Origin of the sequence: Glycomyces endophyticus (genome assembly GCF_039531525.1) — a bacterium.
GTDB lineage: Bacteria > Actinomycetota > Actinomycetes > Mycobacteriales > Micromonosporaceae > Glycomyces > Glycomyces endophyticus.
Genome location: NZ_BAAAQF010000023.1, coordinates 20,658 through 41,861 on the forward strand (window position 1 = coordinate 20,658; position 21,204 = coordinate 41,861).

17 protein-coding genes, 1 tRNA gene and 1 pseudogene are annotated in these 21,204 nt (G+C 67.7%); 9 read left to right on the forward strand and 10 right to left on the reverse strand.

The features are described 5' to 3' along the window. Positions 1 to 1,305, forward strand: a complete 1,305-nt coding sequence (locus tag ABD419_RS21850) for an ABC1 kinase family protein (RefSeq protein ID WP_344491160.1) — start codon at positions 1 to 3, stop codon at positions 1,303 to 1,305. A gap of 178 nt (positions 1,306 to 1,483) precedes the next feature. Here ABD419_RS21850 and ABD419_RS21855 read toward each other — a convergent pair whose 3' ends face one another. The 4 genes from ABD419_RS21855 to ABD419_RS21870 form a co-directional block, all read right to left on the reverse strand. Then, entirely contained in the window at positions 1,484 to 1,693 is a 210-nt protein-coding gene (locus ABD419_RS21855) for a hypothetical protein (RefSeq protein WP_344491162.1), read from the reverse strand. Further along, entirely contained in the window at positions 1,690 to 2,049 is a 360-nt protein-coding gene (locus ABD419_RS21860; protein WP_344491385.1) for a WhiB family transcriptional regulator, read from the reverse strand. Before ABD419_RS21860 ends, ABD419_RS21855 begins: the two co-directional genes overlap by 4 nt. Before the next feature lie 202 nt (positions 2,050 to 2,251). Then, positions 2,252 to 2,566 carry a hypothetical protein gene (locus ABD419_RS21865; protein WP_344491165.1) on the reverse strand — a complete coding sequence of 105 codons (315 nt, stop codon included), beginning with the start codon at positions 2,564 to 2,566 and terminating at the stop codon, positions 2,252 to 2,254. Between the two features lie 174 nt (positions 2,567 to 2,740). Continuing rightward, complete coding sequence (locus ABD419_RS21870) at positions 2,741 to 4,888, reverse strand: ATP-dependent DNA helicase UvrD2 (protein WP_344491168.1); 2,148 nt, start codon at positions 4,886 to 4,888, stop codon at positions 2,741 to 2,743. Between the two features lie 135 nt (positions 4,889 to 5,023). Between ABD419_RS21870 and ABD419_RS21875 the strand changes: the two genes are divergently transcribed. Further along, positions 5,024 to 5,257, forward strand: coding sequence for a mycoredoxin (locus ABD419_RS21875; RefSeq protein ID WP_344491171.1), 234 nt, complete (start codon positions 5,024 to 5,026; stop codon positions 5,255 to 5,257). Positions 5,258 to 5,544: 287 nt separating this feature from the next. Then, entirely contained in the window at positions 5,545 to 6,501 is a 957-nt protein-coding gene (locus ABD419_RS21880) for an EamA family transporter (protein WP_344491174.1), read from the forward strand. Here ABD419_RS21880 and nudC read toward each other — a convergent pair. Genes nudC through ABD419_RS21895 form a run of 3 tightly spaced genes read right to left on the reverse strand, consistent with a single transcriptional unit; the run spans position 6,498 to position 10,014 of the window. Further along, a complete protein-coding gene (nudC, locus tag ABD419_RS21885; RefSeq protein WP_344491177.1) occupies positions 6,498 to 7,406 on the reverse strand; it encodes an NAD(+) diphosphatase in 909 nt (302 codons plus the stop codon). The two genes, ABD419_RS21880 and nudC, sit on opposite strands and share 4 nt — an antisense overlap. Further along, entirely contained in the window at positions 7,403 to 8,716 is a 1,314-nt protein-coding gene (locus tag ABD419_RS21890; protein ID WP_344491180.1) for a M16 family metallopeptidase, read from the reverse strand. Before ABD419_RS21890 ends, nudC begins: the two co-directional genes overlap by 4 nt. Beyond that, complete coding sequence (locus ABD419_RS21895) at positions 8,713 to 10,014, reverse strand: M16 family metallopeptidase (protein WP_344491183.1); 1,302 nt, start codon at positions 10,012 to 10,014, stop codon at positions 8,713 to 8,715. The genes ABD419_RS21890 and ABD419_RS21895 overlap by 4 nt, the downstream gene beginning before the upstream one ends. A gap of 238 nt (positions 10,015 to 10,252) precedes the next feature. On the opposite strand from ABD419_RS21895, the pseudogene ABD419_RS21900 reads away from it, so the two are divergent. The 4 genes and pseudogenes from ABD419_RS21900 to ABD419_RS21915 form a co-directional block, all read left to right on the forward strand. Next, a pseudogene (locus ABD419_RS21900) lies at positions 10,253 to 10,969 on the forward strand (methionine ABC transporter ATP-binding protein); the annotation flags it as partial. A gap of 47 nt (positions 10,970 to 11,016) precedes the next feature. Then, entirely contained in the window at positions 11,017 to 11,673 is a 657-nt protein-coding gene (locus tag ABD419_RS21905) for a methionine ABC transporter permease (protein WP_344491185.1), read from the forward strand. Positions 11,674 to 11,708: 35 nt separating this feature from the next. After that, on the forward strand, positions 11,709 to 12,545 hold the full coding sequence (locus ABD419_RS21910) for a MetQ/NlpA family ABC transporter substrate-binding protein (RefSeq protein ID WP_344491188.1): 837 nt from the start codon (positions 11,709 to 11,711) through the stop codon (positions 12,543 to 12,545). 88 nt (positions 12,546 to 12,633) lie between these two features. After that, positions 12,634 to 12,706, forward strand: a tRNA-Trp gene (locus ABD419_RS21915). Between the two features lie 149 nt (positions 12,707 to 12,855). Here ABD419_RS21915 and ABD419_RS21920 read toward each other — a convergent pair. The 3 genes from ABD419_RS21920 to ABD419_RS21930 are packed head-to-tail and all read right to left on the reverse strand — an operon-like array spanning position 12,856 to position 16,874. Further along, positions 12,856 to 14,298 (reverse strand): phospholipase D-like domain-containing protein, encoded by a 1,443-nt coding sequence (locus tag ABD419_RS21920; protein ID WP_344491191.1) that lies wholly within the window; start codon positions 14,296 to 14,298, stop codon positions 12,856 to 12,858. A 24-nt stretch (positions 14,299 to 14,322) separates the two neighbouring features. After that, positions 14,323 to 15,771 carry a TIGR02710 family CRISPR-associated CARF protein gene (locus tag ABD419_RS21925; RefSeq protein ID WP_344491194.1) on the reverse strand — a complete coding sequence of 483 codons (1,449 nt, stop codon included), beginning with the start codon at positions 15,769 to 15,771 and terminating at the stop codon, positions 14,323 to 14,325. Between the two features lie 14 nt (positions 15,772 to 15,785). Next, positions 15,786 to 16,874 carry a CBS domain-containing protein gene (locus ABD419_RS21930; protein WP_344491197.1) on the reverse strand — a complete coding sequence of 363 codons (1,089 nt, stop codon included), beginning with the start codon at positions 16,872 to 16,874 and terminating at the stop codon, positions 15,786 to 15,788. Positions 16,875 to 16,923: 49 nt separating this feature from the next. On the opposite strand from ABD419_RS21930, the gene ABD419_RS21935 reads away from it, so the two are divergent. Both ABD419_RS21935 and ABD419_RS21940 read left to right on the forward strand, forming a co-directional pair. After that, a complete protein-coding gene (locus ABD419_RS21935) occupies positions 16,924 to 17,712 on the forward strand; it encodes a hypothetical protein (RefSeq protein ID WP_344491200.1) in 789 nt (262 codons plus the stop codon). Then, on the forward strand, positions 17,709 to 20,837 hold the full coding sequence (locus tag ABD419_RS21940) for an ATP-binding protein (RefSeq protein WP_344491203.1): 3,129 nt from the start codon (positions 17,709 to 17,711) through the stop codon (positions 20,835 to 20,837). Before ABD419_RS21935 ends, ABD419_RS21940 begins: the two co-directional genes overlap by 4 nt. Positions 20,838 to 21,204: the final 367 nt, after the last annotated feature.

The window sequence follows — 21,204 nt, forward strand, 5'->3', positions numbered from 1 at the left end:
ATGAAGCTCGCCTCCCTCCCCCTGGGGCTGGCGGGCCGGGCGACGGTGGGGCTCGGCAAGCGCGTGACCGGGCTGGCCGACGAGATCCTCAGCGAGCAGGCGCAGCGGCGCACCGCCGAACACGTGTTCAGCGTGCTCGGCCAGCTCAAGGGCGGTGCGATGAAGCTCGGCCAGGCGCTGTCGATCTTCGAGGCGGCCCTCCCCGAGCACCTCGCCGCGCCGTACCGGCAGGCTTTGACGAAGCTCCAGAACGCCGCTCCCCCGCTGCCGGCGGCGAGCGTCCACGGCGTCCTCGAACGCCAGATGGGCCCCGACTGGCGCGACCGGTTCGCCGAGTTCGACGACGCCCCCGCCGCGGCCGCGAGCATCGGCCAGGTGCACCGCGCGGTGTGGAAGGACGGGCGGCCCGTCGCCGTCAAGATCCAGTACCCGGGCGCGGGCGACGCGCTCCGCTCCGACCTGCGCCACCTCTCGCGCATCGCCCCGATGTTCAAGGTGCTGCAGCCGAACTTCGACGTCAAGCGGATCACCGTGGAGCTGCGCGAGCGGCTCCTGGAGGAGCTCGACTACGAGCTCGAGGCCGCGACCCAGCAGCAGTTCGCCGACGCGTTCGCCGACGACCCGCTCATCTCGGTCCCGGCGGTCGTACACGCGAGCCCCGAGGTGCTCGTCACCGAGTGGATCCCCGGGAGGCCCCTCGCCGACGTCATCGCCACCGGCACCCAGGAGGAGCGGGACGCGGCCGGGCTGCGCCTGTGCACGCTGCACTTCTCCGCGCCCGCGCGCGCCGGGCTCCTGCACGCCGACCCGCACCCGGGGAACTTCGCGATCGGCGAGGACGGGCGGCTCGTGGTCTACGACTTCGGCGCGGCAGCGCGGCTCCCCGGCGGGATGCCCGTGCAGGTCGGGCGGCTCACGCGGCTGACGCTCGACAGCCGGGCCGAGGAGGTCGTCGCGGGCCTGCGCGGCGAGGGCTTCGTGCCGCCGAACCTCGACATCGACGCGAAGGCGATGCTCGAACTGCTCGTGCCGATGCTCGAGCCGATCGCGGGCGAGGAGTTCCGGTTCTCGCGTGAGTGGCTGCGCAAGGAGAGCACGCGCCTGACCGGCCAGGGCTCGGAGGCCGCGAAGCTGAACAAGCAGCTGAGCTTCCCGCCCGCGTACCTGCTCATCCACCGCGTGACGATGGGCTCGATCGGGGTGCTGTGCCAGCTCGGCGCGACCGCGAACTGGCGCGAGATCCTGCTGGAGTGGCTGCCGGGCTTCGCCGACCCCGAGGGGACCGACCCGAACCGGCGGGCCTGAACCGCACCTGCGGCTGCCGTCGGACCCCGGTGGCACTGTTGATCCGGGGGAGCCTGCGGATGTCCGTTTCGCGACGACACTCCGGAACACACCCGTTTCACGTTCGCCGCCATGGCAACAGAGAGGGCCCGCCCCCTCCCGGGGACGGGCCCTCTCAGCCAACGCGGTTATCGCGCGGTCAATGCCTGCGGCGGCGGTGCTTCCCGCCCTTGAGCACGACTCGCTTGTAACCGGCTTCGGTCCAGAGGCTCCGCATGCGGAGCCGTCCGAACATCGCGGTCGACGGCGCCAGCGGCCGGACCGCCTCGACCTCCTCCGTCAGGGAGGGTCCGAGGTCGCGCATGCCGACGTCCCGCTTCAGGTGCCGGCTCAGATAGTCGACGGTCATGACACCGCCACCCCCGCGAGCGCCAGTTCCTTCGTGCGCGCGGCGAGCTCCGCCTGCGCGGCCTGCTCGATGAGCGCGGCGTCCTTCCGGGGCCGGCCGCGGGGCCGCTTGCGGGCCACGACGTTCCCCTTCTCGAAGATCTCGCCGCCCCACACGCCCCACGGCTCGTGGCGGTCGAGGGCGCCGCTCAGGCACTCCAGCCGCACGGGGCAGTCGGCGCACAGGGACTTGGCGAACTCCAGTTCGGTCGGCTGCTCCGAGAACCACAGGTCCGCGTCGTACTCGCGGCAGGCGAGGTCGCTACCGGTCTCGCGAGCCTGCTCCCGCAGCTCGGGTCCGATGAGGGTGTCGGTCATGGGCTCGGTCTCCTCTCTCGTGTCGATGGTCGGGTCGACGGTCGGTCGCATCAGTGCTGTCTGAGGACTCAATTGCTTCGCAATCTGTCTCGTCTGTTCTCTTACTGACGGGCCGCGACCTGGCGTTTCACGCCAAACAAAAAGGCCGCGATCCCTGGTGCGGGATTCGCGGCCTCGAGAGTTCCGAGCCGGGCTGCTTCAGTCAGCCCAACCGGTGTTGATCTCGAGGCGGTCTCCCGCGGGTGACGCCGTGACGCTTCTTGGAGCCGGAGAGAACCGGCTGCCAACCGAGGCCGGCGACTGCCGTGCCACGTCCGCGAAGGGTCAGGGCGCCCATATCGGTGGTGTCGTCAATCGCATTGACGGTGCTCGGAGCCGTGGTGGTCAGGACGGCAACGGGCAGAGTGGTGCCACGGAACTGGGCGAAGACGGGCGCGATGTTCCGATACACGGCAACGGCCGACTCACGCGTGGTCGCGCCGAGCACAGTGTGCTGAGGTTCGCTGAGCAGCAACATCGTCTACCCCTCCTTTCCGGGTTCCATGGTCGTCATTGGTCTTCATCTCCTACATTGCCGAGGTCTGAGGCGCACACCTCTCCCGGCTTGAGCAACGCTACGCCCGTCCTCCTCGGGAGCGCAACGTATTTTTCCGGGGTTTTGAAAGAAAGTTTTTGCGGTCGGTTCGGGAAGTCACGACGCCTCCGTGGACAGTGCCACCGCGTCCTCGACCGCACCGCCGTTGACCAGGTGCAACACCGCCGGACCGTACTTGTCGAGCTTCGACTTCCCGATGCCGTGGAGCTCCGCGAGCTGGGTGTCGGATGACGGACAGCGCTCCGCGATGGCGATCAAGGTCACATCTGTGAAGACGGTGAAGGCGGGCTTGGCGTCGGCCTTGGCGACGGTGACGCGCCACTCGCGGAGCCGCTCGAACAGCTCCTCGTCCATAGTGGCCGGGCAGTCGGCGCAATGGCCCAGCTTGCGGTCGCGCGCGTCGGTCAGCGTCTTGCCGCAGCCCGAGCAGTCGAGGACCTTCGCGGTCTTCTTCGACGAGGAGCGCGGCTTGCCGGGGGCCGGCTCCGGGGTCTTGGGGAACCCGCCGAGGCCGAGCGGCGCGAGGAAGCGCGAGAGGCGCCGTTCGCGCCCGCCCGAGTTCCGGGCGAGGCCGTAGGAGAGCTGGAGCCGCTCGCGGGCGCGGGTGATGCCGACGTACAGCAGCCGCCGCTCCTCCTCGAGTGCGGTCTCGGTGCGGGCGAACGTGGTCGGGAGGGTGCCGTCGGCGAGGCCGACGAGGAACACCGCGTCCCATTCGAGGCCCTTGGCGGCGTGGAGGCTCGCGAGGGTGACGCCCTCGACGGCCGGGGCGTGCTGCTCGGCGGCGCGGCGGCCGAGCTCGGCGCAGAACGCGTCGAGGTCCGGGTCGGGGCCGTCCTTGTCGGGGTCGGCGCGATGGTGGTCGAGGAACTGCTCGGCGAGGGCCGCGAGCGCGGCGACCGCCTCCCAGGCCTCGCGCTGCGCGCCGCCGGAGGGGGCGGCGTCGGCGCGCCAGCCGACCGCGTCGAGCGCGGCCGGGACGGCCTCGGCGAGCGGCATGGCGCCGATGTCGGTCTTGGCGGCCGAGCGGAGCGCGATCACGGCCTGGCGGACCTCGGGCCGGTCGAAGAAGCGGGCCGCGCCGGTGACCACGGTCGGGACGCCGTAGGAGGCGAGCGCCTCCTCGTACGCCTGGGACTGGGCGTTGGTGCGGTAGAGGACCGCGATCTCGGAGGCGCTCGTGCCGTCGGCGATGAGCTGGCGGCAGCGGCGGGCGATCATGTCGGCCTCCTCCGCCTCGTCGGCGAAGACCTCGGCGGTGACGGCCGGGCCGTCGGGCCGCTGGCCGACGAGCTCGAGGCGCATCTTCGCCTCGCGGCCCTTGGACTCGCCGATGATCTGGTTGGCGAGGCCGACGACCTGCGGGGTGGAGCGGTAGTCGCGCACGAGGCGCACGAGCGCGGCGCCGGGGTGCTTGCGGGTGAAGTCGAGGAGGTACTTCGAGGTGGCGCCGGTGAAGGAGTAGATGGTCTGGCTGGCGTCGCCGACGACGGTGACGTCGTCGCGGTCGCCGAGCCAGGCGTCGAGGAGGCGCTGCTGGAGCGGGGTGACGTCCTGGTACTCGTCGACGACGAAGAAGCGGTACTGGTTACGGATCTGGTCGGCCGCGGCCTCGACGTCGGTGATGAGGTCGGCGGTGTACGCGAGGACGTCGGCGAAGTCCATGACCCCGGCGCGGCGCTTGGCCTCGATGTAGGCGGCGTAGACCTTCGCGACGTCCTCGGGGGCGGCGGGCGCGTCGCGGCCGAGTGCGGCGATGGCGCTGACGTAGTCGTCGGGGCCGATGAGGGACGACGCGGCCCACTCGATCTCGGTGGTGAGGTCGTAGTTCTTGGCGCGGGAGGTCTGGAGCCCGGCGCGGGCGGCGGCGATCGCCGTGAACTTGAGCGTGGAGTCGACGAGCTCGGGGAGCTGGCCGCCGAAGCGCTTGGTGCCAAAGTAGCGGAGCTGGCGCAGCGCCGCGGAGTGGAAGGTGCGGGCGTTGACGCCGGCGACGCCGAGGCCGCGGAGGCGGTCGCGCATCTCGCCGGCGGCGCGCGCGGTGAAGGTGACGGCGGTGACGTGCTGGCCGCGGATGTCGCCGCGCAGCACCCGGTAGGCGATGCGGTGGGTGACGGCGCGGGTCTTGCCGGTGCCGGCGCCGGCGAGGACGCAGACGGGCCCGGGGTCGGCGGTCACCGCCTCGCGCTGCTCAGGGTCGAGTCCGGAGAGGAGCAGGTGGATGGCCTCGTCGCGCGTGCTCATCCGGACAGTCTCCCAGAGGCGTCCGACGAGAACTCGGGGACCGCTCACTCGTCTGGGGCACAACGTGAGGAGGACCACGATCGGAGGAATGCCCGGGGGCGGTATCGCGTTACGCTCGATGGAGAAGGAGGATCGATGATCACCATGTACAGCACCACCTGGTGCGGCTACTGCCGGCGGCTGAAGTCGGCGCTCGACCGGGAGGGCCTCCACTACGAAGAGGTCAACATCGAGGAGGACCCGGCGGCGGCGGACTTCGTCATGGGGGTCAACGGCGGGAACGCGACGGTGCCGACGGTGCGGTTCGCGGACGGCTCCGCGCTCACGAATCCCTCTCTGGCGCAAGTGAAAGCGAAGCTCGCAGCTTGACCTGTGCCACATACCGAGACTATGGTCACGTTTAGGACACAAAGCCGGTACGATGCTCTATAGTTGACTCGTCAAGCTTGCTTAGCGACTTCGAGGGGTGGTCGCTAAGCATTCAGGCCCGGGATGGATCCGTCCCGGGCCTTTTCTCTGTCCCCTGAACGAGGTACCGTTCGGGCGCCCCCTCAACCGATCCCGCGCGTCGGCCGCGGCCCGGAACCCCTGGTCCCGGGCCCGTTCCCCCGGCATCGCCGCGCCCCGTCCGCCGGCCGATCCGTGGAGCCCTGCCAATGACCTCACCCCGTGCCGCCCTCGGCGTCTCGCTCGTCCTCGCCGCCTCGCTGTTCTTCGGCGTGTGCGGCCCCTTCGGCAAAGTGGTCATCCAGGCCGGGCTCACCCCGATCCAGGTGACGTGGCTGCGGATCTGCGGCGTCGGCGTCCTCGCCCTCATCGTCGCGGCCGTCCCGCTGGTGCGGACCCTCCGCGGCGGCACGCGCCTGCCGTGGGGCGCCCTGGCGCTCTTCGGCCTCACCGCGATCGCCGCGGTGCAGGCCTTCTACTTCATCGCCGTCGAGCGGCTGCCGGTCGGCATCGCGCTGCTCCTGGAGTTCATGGGCCCGGTCGTGGTCGTCGCCTGGGTGCGGTTCGTGCGGCGCACGATCCTGCCGCGCGCGGCCGTCATCGGCGTGCTGCTCAGCATCGTCGGCCTGTGCATCGTCGTCGAGGTCTGGTCGGGGCTGCGCCTCGACGCGGTCGGCCTCGTCGCGGGCGCGGCGGCCGCGGCCTGCCAGGCGACGTACTTCCTCTCCGGCGAGCGGCTGACCGCGAAGGTCGACGTGCGCGTGCTCCTGGCGATCGGCTTCACCGTCGGCGCGGTGCTCCTCGCCCCGTTCGCGGCCCCGTGGGCGCTGGACTGGAGCGTCCTGTCCTCGCAGGTCGTCCTCGGCGGCGTCGAGATGACCGGCGGGGCGAGCGTCGGCGCGCTGGTGCTGTGCACGGCCGTGGCCTACGGGCTCGGCCTCAGCGGGCTGCGGTTCGTGTCCGCGCCGGTCGCGGGCGGCCTCGGGTACACCGAGGTCGTGGTGGCCTCGCTCGCGGCGTGGGCCATGCTCGGCGAGGCGCTGACGGTGCCGCAGGTGATCGGCGGCCTCGTCGTCATCGCCGGCGTCTTCACCGCGCAGCGCGCGGTCGCGGCCAAGCGGCCGGACACCGAGGAGGCCGAGGCGGCCGCCGTCACGAAGGTCTAGATCCCGTCGAGCCAGTTCTCGATGAGGAAGCGCGCCACGGAGATCCGCACGGCGCTCGGCGTCGAGTCCTCCGTGTCGACCCACATCCGGCGGACCTCGTCGGCGGTGAACCAGCGGGCGTCCGCGATCTCCTCGGCCTGGAGCGCGAGCGGCTGCGACGCGTCGGCGGTGGCCCGGTACGCGAGCATGAGCGAGCGCGGGTAGGGCCACGGCTGGCTGGAGACGTAGTCGAGGCGGTCGAGCCGGATGCCGACCTCCTCGGCGACCTCGCGGTGGACCGCGGCCTCGGCGGACTCGCCCGGCTCCACGAACCCGGCGATGCAGGCGTACCGGCCGTGCCGGGTCGACTGCGCCGACGCGCCGATCGTGTTCTGCGCGACCGCGGGCTTCGGCTGGCCACCGTACCGCTGGTGCTGCGCGAGGAGGACCCGGTCGGCGCCGTCGTCGATGAGGACGATGACGGCCGGGTCGGTGCGCGGGAAGACCGGGCGGCCGTTGGCGCCCGCGAGCTCCCAGCCGGCCATGCGCGCACGGAGCGGCTCGCCGGTCGTCGGGTGGAACCGGTAGGTGGCGTGCCAGTGCCCGATCCCGATGGCCTCCACGGCGATCGCGAGGTCGCGGCGGTCCCACGTCGGCTTGATCCAGCGCCCGGGGAGCCCCTCGGGGAGGTCCGCGAACACCGCGAACACCGGCGGGTCCTCGCCGCCGAGGTAGACGCGCTCGCCTTCGGGGGCGGTGCCGGCGTCGTAGTAGCGGAGGCCGTCCTCGTCGGCGTCGATGCGCTCGCGCTCGGGGTCGCAGACGACGACCTGGGCCTGCTGCCACGCGTCGCCGAGCCATTCGTCGTCGCCGCGGTGCGCGGCGTACCGGTCGACCTCGTCGATCGACAGGGGCGGGTGCATCATGGGGCCGCGATCTCCCCCAGCTCGGCGAGCGACTCGCGGATCTCGCCGCCGTCGCCCAGGACGACGGTGACCGCCCGGTCGGGGTCGAGCTCCTCGGCGGCGACGCGCTGGATGTCGGCGGTCGTCACCTCGCGCAGGCGTTCGGAGTGCTCGGCGAGCCACGACAGCGGGAGCCCCGCGGCCGCGAGCACCGAGATGTAGTTCGCGACGCCCGCCTGGGTGGCGGTGGCGAGCTTGATGGAGCCGAGTGCGTACCGGCGGGCCAGGTCGAGCTCCTCCGCGGCGGGCGGCTTCTCGGCCATGCCGCGCAGCTCGGCGCGGACCTCGGCGAGCGCGAGCGCGGTGACCTCGGTGGCGACGTCGACGGCCGCGAGCTGGGTCGAGCCGGCGGGCGCGTGGTCGACGCGCGAGCGCGGCGAGTACCCGTAGCCCTTCGTCTCGCGCAGGTTCATGACCAGGCGCGAGGTGAAGTAGCCGCCGAAGACGAGGTTGGTGAGGTGCTGGGCCGCGTTGTCGGGGTGCGTGCGCTCGACCGCCGGGTAGGCGACGCGGATCGCGGACTGCACCGAGCCGGGCCGGTCGACCAGGACCAGCGGTCCCGGGACGATGCCGGGCAGCGGCTCCATGGCGCGGTGCTCGCCCGCGCCGTTCCAGTCGCCGAGGGCCTTCTCGACGGCGGCGAACGTCGCGTCGGGGTCGATGTCGCCGACAATGACGAGGCGGGCGCCGGCCGGGTGGAGGCGCGCGGCGTGCAGTGCGAGCACGGCCTGGCGCTCCACGGCGGCGACCTCGGCGGCGGTGGGCTGCTGGTGGCCGTAAGGGTGGTCGCCCCACAGGCGCGCGTCGAGGACGCGGCCGACCTGGAAGTCGGGCTGCTGCTCGGCGACCGAGAGGCCGTCGATGATCCGGGAGCGCTCGACGTCGAAGGGGGCCTCGGGGTACTCGGCGGCCTTGAGGACGTCGCCGAGGGTCTCCAGGAGTTCGGGCAGGCCCGTGGCGAGGCTGTTGCCGGACACGGCGATCCGGTCCGGGTCGGCGCCGGCGCCGAGCGCGCCGCCGACGCTCTGGAGGCGGCGGGCGATGTCGGTCATCGACGCGGTCTCGGTGCCCGAGAACAGGGTCGAGGCGAGCAGGTCGGCGGCGGCGAGGTCGGTGTGCGCGGCCGGGATCGACAGGCGGACCTCGGCGAGCGGGACGCCGGGCCGGCGCGTGAGCAGGACCCGGAGGCCGTTCGGAAGGGTCCGCTCGACGGGGACCGGCAGGGACAGCGGGACCTCGGGTGCGAGTCCGGGGACGGGAATGCTGGTCACTGGGCGCCTCCGGGGACGACTTCGAGGACGGCGCGGCGCCGCGGCGTGAGCGCGGCGGCCGCCTGTGCGACGGATTCGGCGGTGACCTCGCCGAGCAGCCCGGCGAACCGGGTCGACATGGCGGCGTCGCCGTGGAAGATCTCGGCGGTCGCGAGGCGGCGCGAGCGGCCCATGACCGAGTCGTCGCCGCGCAGCAGCTGGGCGGCGACGCGTGCCTTGACGCGGTCGAGCTCCTCTTCCGCGACGCCGTCGGCGACGCGGGCGAGCTCCTCGTCCACGGTGCCGAGCACGCCGTCGACCGAGGTGCCCGGCGGCAGGAACGCCTGCACGAGCATCACCGTGGGGCCGCGGGACGCGAACGGCTCGGACATGAAGGTGCAGTGCGCGGCCACGGCGGTGGCCGAGCGGTCGGCGTGGACGAGGCGTTCGACCAGGCGGGAGGCGTCGCCGTCGGTGAGCAGTTCGCCGAGGACGACGTACGGCAGGAACGCGTCGAGCTCGGTGACCGGGTCGGGCACGCGCCAGGCGGCCGCGACGGCCGGGAGGGTCGCGCGCTCGTCGGTGTAGGCGAGGCGGCGCTCGTCGGTCAGGTCGGGCTCCTCGAACGACGGGTGCACGGGCGCGGGGCGCGCCTCGACGTTCCCGAAGTGCCGTTCGACGAGGTCGCGGGCCTGTTCGAGGTCGAAGTCGCCGGCGACGGACAGGACCGCGTTCGAGGCCGGGTAGTAGGCGTCGAAGAAGGAGCGGGCGTCGTCGACGGTGGCGGCGTCGAGGTCGACGAAGGACCCGTAGCCGTCGTGGGAGTTCGCGAAGGTGTCGAACATGACCGGCGGGAGCTTGATCCACGGGAAGCCGCCGTAGGGGCGGTTGAGGACGTTGACCCGGATCTCCTCCTTGACGACGCTCACCTGGTTGGCGAGGTTCTCCTCGGTGATCGCGGGGCCGCGCATGCGGTCGGCCTCCAGGAACAGGGCCAGTTCGAGGCCGTTGGAGGGGAGGAGGTTGAAGTAGTCGGTGTAGTCGATGTGGGTGGAGCCGTTGAAGGTGCCGCCCGCGGACTGGACGTGGCGCATGTGCTCGGCCTTGCCGACGTTGTGGGAGCCCTGGAACATCATGTGCTCGAACAGGTGGGCGAATCCGGTGCGCCCTTCGGGCTCGGACCGCATCCCCACGTCGTACACGACGGCGACGCCGACCACGGGCGCGCCCGGGTCCGGCGAGAGGACCACCCGCAGTCCGTTCGCGAGTCTGAACCGCTCGATCGCGAACGCCGGGGCGGGAATCGTCGCAACAGTCATGGGCGAACCCTATCTCAGCCTGGGCTCTCCCGGCTGGACGCGGCGTTCGTCACAACCGCTTGGATTCGGCACGAATTCCTGCTTGACTCCTAGGCTATGAACTCGCAGCACACCGAACGCCTCAGCGACGCCGACCGCGCCGCCGCGTCGTGCTGCCGAATGTGCGCCTGCTGAGGGCTCCTGCACCGCCGCGCCCCGAAGCGGCGATCACCCACAGCGAAAGCGACCTTCCTTCCTCATGGACTCCAGTCCCAGCATCCGCCTGACCGGCGTGACCAAGCGGTTCGGTGACCTCACCGCGCTCGACGACGTCTCGCTCGAAGTCGCCCCCGGCGAGATCTTCGGCATCCTCGGCCGCTCCGGCGCCGGCAAGTCCACCCTCCTGCGCACCGCGAACCTCCTCACTCGCCCCGACGCGGGCACCGTGGAGGTCGACGGCCGCGACCTGACCGCGCTCGGCGGCCGCGAACTGCGCGCCGCCCGGTCGCACACCGCGATGATCTTCCAGCACTTCAACCTGCTGTCGAACCGCAACGCGGCATCCAACGTGGCCCTGCCGCTGCGGTTCCGCGGCGTGAAGCGCGCCGTCCGCCGCGAGCGCGCCCTCGAGCTGCTCGACCTGGTCGGTCTGTCCGACAAGGCGAAGGCCTACCCGGGCCAGCTCTCCGGCGGCCAGCGCCAGCGCCTGGCGATCGCCCGCGCCCTCGCGTCCGATCCGGCGGTGCTGCTCTCCGACGAGGCCACCAGCGCCCTCGACACCGACACCACCGACGAGATCCTCGACCTGCTCGCGCGCCTGAACCGCGAGCTCGGGCTGACGGTCCTGCTCATCACGCACGAGCTCGAGGTCATCACCCGGATCTGCCACCGCGCCGCGGTGATGGAGGAGGGCCGCTTCGTGGAGATCGGGAACGTCCCCGAGCTCCTGGCCGACCCCGACTCGCGCCTGGGCTCGCAGGCCCGCCGCCTGGCCGCGCGCCTCCTCGGCGAGGAGGTGTCGCGATGAACTCCGATCGCCTGGTCGAACTCCTGACGGAAGCGTTCTGGGAGACCCTGCACATCGTCTCGGTCGCCGGCCTGTGGACGCTTGTGGGCGGGCTGCTGCTCGGCACCGTCCTCTACATCACGTCGAAGACGGGCCCGAAGCCGATCCCGGTGGTCAACGCGCCGCTCGGCCTCATCGTGAACATCGGCCGCAGTGCGCCGTTCGTGCTGCTCATGGTCGCGGTCGTACCGCTGACGCGCCTGCTCACGGGGACGAGCATCGGCACGGAGGCCGCGATCGTCCCGCTCACGGTGGCGTCGATCCCGTTCTTCGCGCGCCTCGTCGAAGGCGCGCTCCTCGAAGTCCAGCCGGGCCTCATCGAGGCGGCCCGCTCCATGGGCGCCTCGACGCCCGGCCTGGTCTGGCGGGTGGTCCTCCCCGAGGCGACGCCGGGCCTGATCCGCGGCTTCACCGTCACCCTCGTGGCCGTCGTCTCGTACTCGGCGATGGCCGGGATCGTGGGCGGCGGGGGCCTGGGCGACCTCGCGTACCGCTACGGCTACCAGCGCTTCGAGACCGAGTACATGATCTGGCCGCTCGTCATCCTCGTCGTGCTCGTCCAGCTCTTCCAGATCCTCGGCGACCGGTGCGCCCGCACCCTCGACCGCCGATAAACCAGTACACCCGCACCTTCCTTTAGGAGAAGACTATGTTCAATCGCCGTGCCCTGATCGGCGGCTCCGTCGCCGCCGCTGCCGCCCTGGCCCTGACCGCCTGCGGCAACGACTCCGGTGAGTCCGAAGCCACGGAGACCAACGGCACCGTGGTCGTCGCCGCGACCCCGGTCCCCCACGCCGACATCCTGAACTACATCGCCGAGAACCTGGCCGACGACGCCGGCCTGACGATCGAGGTGGAGGAGTTCACCGACTACGTGCAGCCGAACGTGGCGACCTCCGACGGCTCCGTGGACGCGAACTTCTTCCAGACCGAGCCCTACCTGGACGAGTACAACGCCGCCAACGGCACCGACCTGGTCACCGTCGCCGCGGTGCACATCGAGCCGCTGGGCCTGTACTCCTCCTCCGTCGCCTCGGTCGAGGAGATCCCCGACGGCGCCCAGGTCGCCATCCCCGGCGACGGCTCCAACGGCGGCCGCGCCCTCGCCCTCCTCGCCGACACGGGCCTGATCACCCTCGCCGACGGAGTCGACGCGACGCTCGCCACCGAGGACGACATCGCCGAGAACCCGAAGAACATCGAGTTCGTCCCCCTCGAGGCGGCCCAGCTGGCCCTCTCCCTGGAGGACGTCGACGCCGCCGTCATCAACGGCAACTACGCCCTCGAGGCCGACCTCCGCCCCGCCGAGGACGCCCTCTACAGCGAGTCCCCCGACGGCAACCCGTACGCCAACTACCTGGTCACCACCGAGGCCAACAAGGACAACGAGGACGTCCAGAAGCTCGCCGAGCTCCTCCAGTCCGACGAGGTCAAGCAGTTCATCCTCGACACCTGGGCCGACGGCTCCGTCGTCCCGGCCTCCTGACCAGCCATTCCATCACCGCCAACCCGGTTGCACCGGCTGAACCGCGACACGTAAGATAGTTGCGGCCAGCCAGGCAACGGGCTGGCGAAGGAGTGTGGCGCAATTGGTAGCGCATCGGTCTCCAAAACCGAGGGTTGCAGGTTCGAGTCCTGTCACTCCTGCAGATTGAGCTAGAGCCCGGATCCAAGGATCCGGGCTCTAGTCTTGCCCAGCAAGAACCTGCTCAGGTTCTTGACAGGCACCGGAGTGTCGGCGACCGGCCAAGACTGCTTGGAGCGACTTCTACAGCTGAGACAGGCTGCGTCTAGGGTCAGGAATGCAAGCGGAGGAAGGCCGTGCAAATACCCGCTGTGGGTTCGCCGGTCCGGGCGTCTCCCTGCAGAAGGCGGCTCATGGCGTGGTGCTCCTGCGGCCGTCCTGGTTCGAGGCGATACCCCCTTCCAGCGTGATCGGGGTAGAGATGCCAGGAATGGCCTTCAGCATAGAGCTCCAGTCGTTCGGGGTGCCGTTCGAAGACCACAGGACCGGAACGCAAGTCGCTGAGACGCTTCCAGTTTCCGATAGAGGCGGTCACCTCGATCGGCTCAGTGGCCGACAGGAGTGGATAGTTCCATCCCGACGCCAAGGTTCTGGCTTCTGGGTCGCGGACGAAGTCGCGGTCGTGCTCCGCCATCGAGTGTTCGAGGAACCGGAGCGCCGCATCCAGAGCCGGGGTCCCATCGAGGCGGACTCCGAGCTCGACGCCGTTGTCGAGGCCGAAGCGGGAGTCGAGGTTCGCTGAGAACAACGCTCCGCGAACCCGATCGGCCACCACACCTTTCGCATGATTCAGCGAGCACGGGTAGAGCTTGACGCCGAGGTCTTGGAGCGCCGCTGCCTCCTCACCGGCTTCCGGCCCGCTTCGCGCCCGCATCAGGAGCCGTACATCGACACCTCGCGCGACTGCACCGCGAAGATGATCATGGAGCAGCTCCGGACGCCGAGACATCTCACTGACGTTGAAGGTCGCCATGACCAATTCGCGCTCAGCAGTCGAGATGAGATCAGTGATGGCGCCCAGGATCAGGTGCTCGTCGTGGAACGTCCAGATCAGGCCGACCTTTGACGAAGCGGCACGTAGATGGTGCCGTAAGGAGTCGGGCCGACGCCTCGATACAACGCGTTTACCGGTGGTGTCCATCTCCCAGGTGGCGCCGCGCCAGAGCCGCTCGAAGAATCGAGCCGCTTCCGCGACCTCTTGACGTGCGAAGATGATAACGCCGTTCTCGCCTGTCGTCTCAAACGCCCTGGTCATGAAGTTGGCGCTGTGAATGAGGACGGCTTCTTCATCGATGACGGCGAACTTGGCATGACAGCCGGGATAACTGCGAATCATCACTCCGCGCGCGGAGAGCTCTTCGAAACGTCGTCGTTCCACCGCTTCCTGAACGTTGTCACCGAATGCGCTGCCTTCCAGATTGACGATGACACGCACGCCGCCGCGCAGCCTCATTGCGGCGCGTTCAAGCGCATCACTCAAGGCCCCATCGCCAATCAAGTAACTGGCGATGAAGATCCGTTCCGACGCGCTGTCAACAAGACCAACGAGGTCGGCTCTGGTGGTGGAGCCTCCGGCAACATACGAGTGACTGTGCTGGTAGTCATGGGTGGACGCCACTGCAGGAACGAACGGCGTCCGAGCAGTCCCAGGTGACCGGGTCACGAAGAAGCCCCCGCGAACGGGCAGACCACCCGTGTCGATCAGATCGGTCATGGCCGCGCCCCTTTCCACAACCAGTCAGATGTGCTCGACGAAGCGGAGGGCGGCGAGGTACTTGTCGAGCTTCGGGCGGTCACCCTGGAGTGACCAGAAACCGAGCAGTAGATCCAAGACATAGTTCTCGAACTGCTGGCTCGCCTGCGCCTCGACACACTGCGAGCCGTGGGCGAGCACACTGCGGTTGCGATGCTCCGCCTGTCGCATCAATGCGAGGAGAGCGGCATCATCGGCGAGTCCGACCGCGGGCAGGAACGGGTCTTCGAGCGCGTGGAGCAGCAACGCTGCGTCCATCATGCCGACGCGGTAGGGCAGCACGACATTCTTGGTCCGGTAGATCCGAGCGCCGATCTCCCGAAAGCGGACCTCAAGGTCGTCGGTGTCATCCATCAACAATGACCAGTTCGGGGACTTGCACTTGAAACCTTCAGCACGCAGCTCGAGTTGACGGCACAGGAGGTGTTCTAGGGTCCGGTAGTACAGCAGGACGGCGAATTCATGCTGGTCACGCTTGCGATAGTGGCTGGCGATCAGGAAGTAGTTCAACGTCAGTTCGACGCCTCCAGGATCATCGGCGAGCATCTCGAGAAACTCGACCTGTATACGGATTCGGTCGAGAACCTCCTGCTGAGGCCGGTATCTGGGGTCATCGATCCGTTCACGGAGCACGCGGGTTCGATCACGAACGTTCGCAAAGTCGAAGTTGCACCACGCCGCGTAGCAACGGGCGAGGTCGCGACCGAAGCGGGCGTGGGAGGAACGATCGGTCTTCTCGGCGATCTCACCGAAACGTCGGTAGCTTGCGAAGAAATCGCCGTGTGCGAGCAGGATGCTCGCTTTCTCCATCTCCCGTTCCATGAATATCTCAGTCGGGTTCGGCAGGAGGACCAGCTTCTCGGACCCCGGCACAGGCTGCCGCAATGACGGGTCATAGCGGCGTCCGTCGATGTAACACATCTGAAGGTCGAGTTGCGAAGCGGCGAGGGCAGCCGCTGCGCTCATGATCTTCTTGCCCCCGGTGATGTCGATGACGACGTTCGCCTGGCGCCCGGTAGACCTGCGGATTCGGTCAACTTCATCTTTGACCTGCGCGTAGATCGACAACGGATCGTTCGGGTCGACGAGACGGGGCTCGATCCGGGAAGCCTGCACGTTGGCGTACTTCGATATGACGTCGAGGCTCTGGAACGCGGCCTCGGACTGGAGGACCAGAAGCCGATCGGGACGGAGCATCTCGAACGCGACGACGGTCGTCTCCGGTGAATGGCCCGAAAGACTCACCAGCAGGTCGACCGGATCCTTGGTCTGCTGCTTCCAGTTCTCCCGGATGTTTCGGACCACCACGGGAAGGACTTGTTCGACACGGAATCGACGGGCCCGGTCGATCGCCGTCCGGTCGACTCCGTACATTTCCTCGTTCGCGAGGATGCGCTTGAGCTGCAGGTACTTCGTTCGGATCTCACTGGCCAATGGCTCTGGTCCTGTCATTCAGGGCGTGATTCAGCGCGGCGGCGGTGCAGGGTCGAGGAGTTGTCGAAGACCTCAAGGGTTCTGAGGAGGGCTTCGAGTTCCGCCACATCGTCCTGGTTCGGTCGCCCGGGCTTGTGGTGGAACACCGCGTTGCGGATGATCCGGACGCGATTGACCGCCTTGCTGAGCCTGGAGCCGGGAACGCCCCAGCCCATCTTTCGGAAGGATTCGACTTCGCTCAGCAATGAGACGTAGTCACCGTATGTGAGCTGACCAGGGCTTTTCCACTGTTTGAAGACTTTCTTGCCTCGGCGGTACTGCACCTCGATGCGTTCCGGGATGTTCTTGCGCAGTCGCACTTCAATCTCTTCGATCAACGACAGCGGGAGCATGCGACGCTCGTGCTCTGCGGTGATGTCGGCGCAGTTCACGGTGCCGGTGACAGCACCGGATTCATCGACCACGCAGACGAAGCCGCGCTTGATTATCTGGCTCGTCCAGGCGAAGAGCTTCTCAGAGGCGTGCACTTCCACGAATTGCCTGGTTGCGACCAACTCCGCGGGGGTCTCCGGCGAGGCCTGCATCGCACTGCTCACCTCGATCCAGTTCGCACAGCCGACCAGAAGACCCTCCTCATCGGCGACACCGACATGGTCACGCTTGCTACGCAGCATCTCGTCGAACATCGCGGTCACAGGATCGTTCCAGTTCACGCAGTACAGTCCTCCTCTCGCCGAAGGAATGTCCCCGATGCTGTACCCGAATTTGGCGGTCTCGCCGGTCTGGACCGCGCCAACAGGGCGGATTTCGACGACTGCGGAGAGTTCGAGCCCGCGCAGATCGGGCTCCAGGATCAACCCGCGCTTCTCGAGTTCTTCCTGGATTCGCATGATAACCGTGTTGGAGAGCATCCGCGCTTGCCAGAATGCGATCAGATGTTCGATTTTAATGCTCAAGGGACGCTCCGGACCACGCCGCGCAGCTTGGTCCAAGAGCCAATCAGGCCCTTCTTTCGGATCAAGATCGCTTTCAGCTCGCGTATTCACTGGGCGTCGAGCGGCATCGTCCAAGGTCGACAACCGCTTCACCTGTCGACGAATCATGAGGGGCTCCATGCACGACTGCATACGAAAAGGGTCGACCAATCACTGTATGACAACCGGGGCGGGTTCGCAACCTTCCTTTCATGCCAACGAAAATGATCTTGAAGACCATCCGAAACAGCTCTTCCACCATGCCGCGAACGTAGGTATGATGGGTGGCCGTCGGATCCTCAATGCCCTCCTCACCCCTCCGATCATTGGACTCCCCATGCCGTCCGAACTCTCACAAGATCAACTTGACAAGCTCATCGCCCTGTCCAGCTTCGGTGGATCAGCATCAAATACGCAACTCGGGCAACGCTATCGATTCACACTCACCGGCAAGAAGCGAACTGCACTCGAGGAATCCGGCTATATCTCCAGTACCCGCAAGAGCGGCCGTGACCCTTTCCTGCACGAACTGACAAAAAAGGGAAAAGACCTGTGCCGGAATGCACTTCGAAGCGGTCCCGATCCAGAGGCGAGCCTGGGGCATCGCATCGACCAAGGCATGTTCGAACACCTTACAAAGCTGCTGGCGGCTAACGGACTGGACATCTTCGACAGCCTCACCTCGCAAGCCGAACTTGAGGCAGCCACCAGAGAGGGGCTCAGCACGGTGTATTTCATGCTCGCCTCCAAGCCCGGCGCATGGGTATCGCTCACGGATCTCCGCGCGAAGTTGGCGAGTGTCGAACGTGAATCACTCGATCGACTCCTTCACGATCTCCATGTCGCCGAGGAGGTCACGCTCATCCCAGAGGAGAACCGACGCAGCATCACTGCGGACGATCGGGCCGCCGCCGTCCGCATCGGCGGCGAGGACCGCCATCTCATATCGATAGGACGGCCTTTGTGACAACAGACCCGATCATCGTCCTCAAGGAGCTGAGGGCCATACTCTCCTCCACCCTCGCTCCCACCACCGACCAGCTCTGGGACGGCATTCCCGGCCATACCGACGCCGTCAACCGCCATGTCGTCGATGTGCTGCGCTCGACCATCGATACCGTCGTCGAGAGGGGCGGGCTCAGCACCGAGATTCTCCCCATTGTCGGCCTCAAGGGATCGGGTAAGACGCACACTCTCAGCTGGGGAGGACGATACGTCCAGAAATCCGGCGGAGTCTTCGTGCCCTTCGAGCCTTCACGCGAGCGCGGCTTCTGGCCGACCCTTTGCCTTCGCATCGTCGACGCGCTCGGCAGGCCCCATGTCAACGCACCGAACCAACGCCTGTTCCTGCTCGATCGGCTCATCGCAGACGCCGGCCTTCCCGACAAAGGCAGGGAACGACTGATGAACGGCAAGGCGATCGCCCCGATCGACACCAATGCGTTCAACCAGGCACTCCGTGATCGCCACAGCCACCTCAGCACCGATGCACGCCGCACCGCCGTCGCCCTCGCGATCTCGAACGCCCAGGACGCCGGTACCGCCGACATCGGCGTGGATTATCTCAATGCAAACGGCGATTCCGACCTTGAGCTGCGACGTGAGTGGCATCTCGGTGCATCGGAGCCCGACCCGCAGCGAGTCGCAATCGGCATCTCACAGCTCATCGCAACCGTATCGGGGATGCTCGTGAGCGTCGATCAAGTGGATGAGCTGGTCAATCAGGCAATCCATAAGACACATCAGCAGGAGTCCGCCGGGATCGCCATGCACGGCGACCTCATCACCGACCTCGGCGAAGGGCTCATGGACCTCCGCCAAAATCTCCGACGTGCAGCCCTCGTGCTGGCGTGCCAGCCCCTCGCCTGGGAGCGATTCGATGCCTGGGCCTCGGGTACCGCGCAAGACCGGTTCCATCCGAAGATCGCGTTCAAGGACCTCTCCTCTGCGGAAGCAGCGCGGGACCTGGCGGCGGAACGGCTCCTGATCGCCTTCGACCGGGTCGGATTCTCACCGCCATATCCGACTTGGCCGATCAGACCTGAGGCATTCGAGGAGGCGCCGGGCCACTTTCGCCCCCGGCGCCTCCTTCAACAGATTCGCGACCACGTCGAAGAATGCATCAACCGAGGTTCGGTCTTCGAACTTGAGACTTTCGAGCCCTCGGACCAACCGATCACCAGGCCGGCTCCGATCGCGCCGAAGGCGCTCGCCTCACTCGATGCCCGCTTCGACGAACTGCTCGCGACTGCCGAAGTCGACGACGTCTTCAGCAAGGTTGGAGAGGATTCGACCGTCCCCGATCTGCTCTTCGCGGGTTTTTCCTGCGCAATCACCGAGCTCGAGGTCGAACACGACTGGCAGGTGGTCAAGAACGAGCATTTCGAACCGGGTTCGAGCGATTACCTCGGCTGGCATGTGCGGCTCGTTCGCGAAGTCGACGAGGACAGTGAGACCGTCGAGAAGTTCACCGTCCGCACAGTGACTGCAAGCCATTGGAAGGCGATCCAGAGCCGGGCCCGCAAGCTCGCGGGCGATGCGGAGCTCGCCTTCCAGAACGGCAAGAGACATGCAGTCCTGCTGCGGCCACAGAAGTGGAACCGAACCCCGACGATCATCGCGACAGAGGGCACGTTTCATCAGAACGGCGGTACGATTCTTACCGCTGATCTGCTCAAGGAGCTTCGGATCTTCACGGCGTTGCGCGACATGCGGAAAGAGAGCGACCGTCACTTCGACGCGTGGCTGCGCGCTAGAAAGCCGGCTTCCGGCACCTCGATTGTCCGGACCGTGCTCTCCACTGAGCAGAACCGGGTCGCTGGCGCCGGAGATGAAGGCCCCGACCCGCCGGATCCGCGCATGGCTCTCAAGCTCGGCCGCGATGCCGAGTCCAATATCGCCATCGAACTCGGGGTCACCGCCCTCGCCAAGCACACTGCCGTGTTCGCCGGATCCGGATCGGGAAAGACTGCGATGCTTCGGCGGCTGATGGAGCAGTGCGCACTGCGCGGGATCTCGGTGATCGTGCTCGATCCGAACAATGACCTTGCCCGTCTGAGCGATCCATGGCCGGAACGTCCTTCGAGCTGGGACGAAGACGACGATACCGCCGCAAGACAATACCTCGCAGGCACCGAGGTCGTGGTATGGACGCCTGGCCGACAGACCGGCCGTCCGCTGTCTTTCCGTCCCCTTCCGGATTTCAGCGCGGTAGCAGACGATCCCGACGAATTCCGTCTCGCCGTCGACTCGACAGTGGCCGTTCTCGCCCCACGGGCGAAGGTCGACGGCAAGACCCCGAAGGATGAACAGCGCCGGGCCATCCTGCGTTCGACGCTCCGGCTCTTCGCCGAGCGCACACCCACCGGAGGCATCGAGGATTACCTGCGTCTCCTCAACGACCTTCCCGCCGAGGCAAGCGCGATCGCCAAGGCGGACACGCTCGCACACGAGATGGCCCAAACACTCGAGGCGGTACGCGTCAACGACCCGCTCTTCGGAGGCGATGGCGAACCACTCGACCCGGCAACGCTGCTCACCCCGGGGAAGGGAAAGCGGGCGCGTATCTCCGTGATCAACTTCGTCGGGCTGCCGGATGAGGAAGACCGCCAAGGGTTCGTGAACCAACTCCAGATGGCGCTGTTCTCCTGGGTGAAACGCCGTCCCTCCGGTGACCGCCCGCTCGGCGGCCTCTACGTGATGGACGAGGCGCAGACTTTCGCTCCCTCGGGAAGGTCGACGCCGTGCACCTACTCGACGATCGCATTGGCCTCGCAGGCAAGGAAGTACGGCTTGGGGCTTGTGTTCGCGACGCAGTCGCCCCGAGGCATCCACTCGCACCTCGTCGGCAACTGCGCCACGCAGTTCTATGGGTTCCTCAACACAGTGGCTCACATCGAGGCGGTGCGGGAGCTCGCTCGAGCCAAGGCCGGCGGCGTTCCTGACATCTCGAGGCTGCGTGCAGGCGAGTTCTACATCGCCAGCGAAGGGGTGGCGTTCCGCAAGGCCGTGGTCCCGATGTGCCTGAGCCACCACCCTGGTAGCGCGCTCAGCGAGCAGGAGGTTCTGCGCCGCGCAGCTCAGCGAACATAACCGTGCTCTGCCCGTACGCCTCGATCATTCCTGTAACCCGGGTCGCGATGAACAGCCCGGTTTTCGGCGTTTCGACCTCAAGTGGTCGCAATTTCAAGGGAACGCGGCGCGCGACCTCGACCATGCTCAACCAGCTGGAAGACTTTGGGAAGGAGGCGGTCAAAAACGGACCTCATGAGCTGGGCCCGGCGGGATCGACGGGCCGCCATTGCAGAGGGGAGCCAATCCGAACGTTGGCCGAATATGCGCTCGCAGAGGTAGTCAGATCCTATCTGGCGCAGCTGGATTTGTTGAGCCCTCATGCGGTGATGCCAATACGGCGTCGGCGGCGGGCACCGCGGTCACGTTCACAGCTCACCGGTTTGTT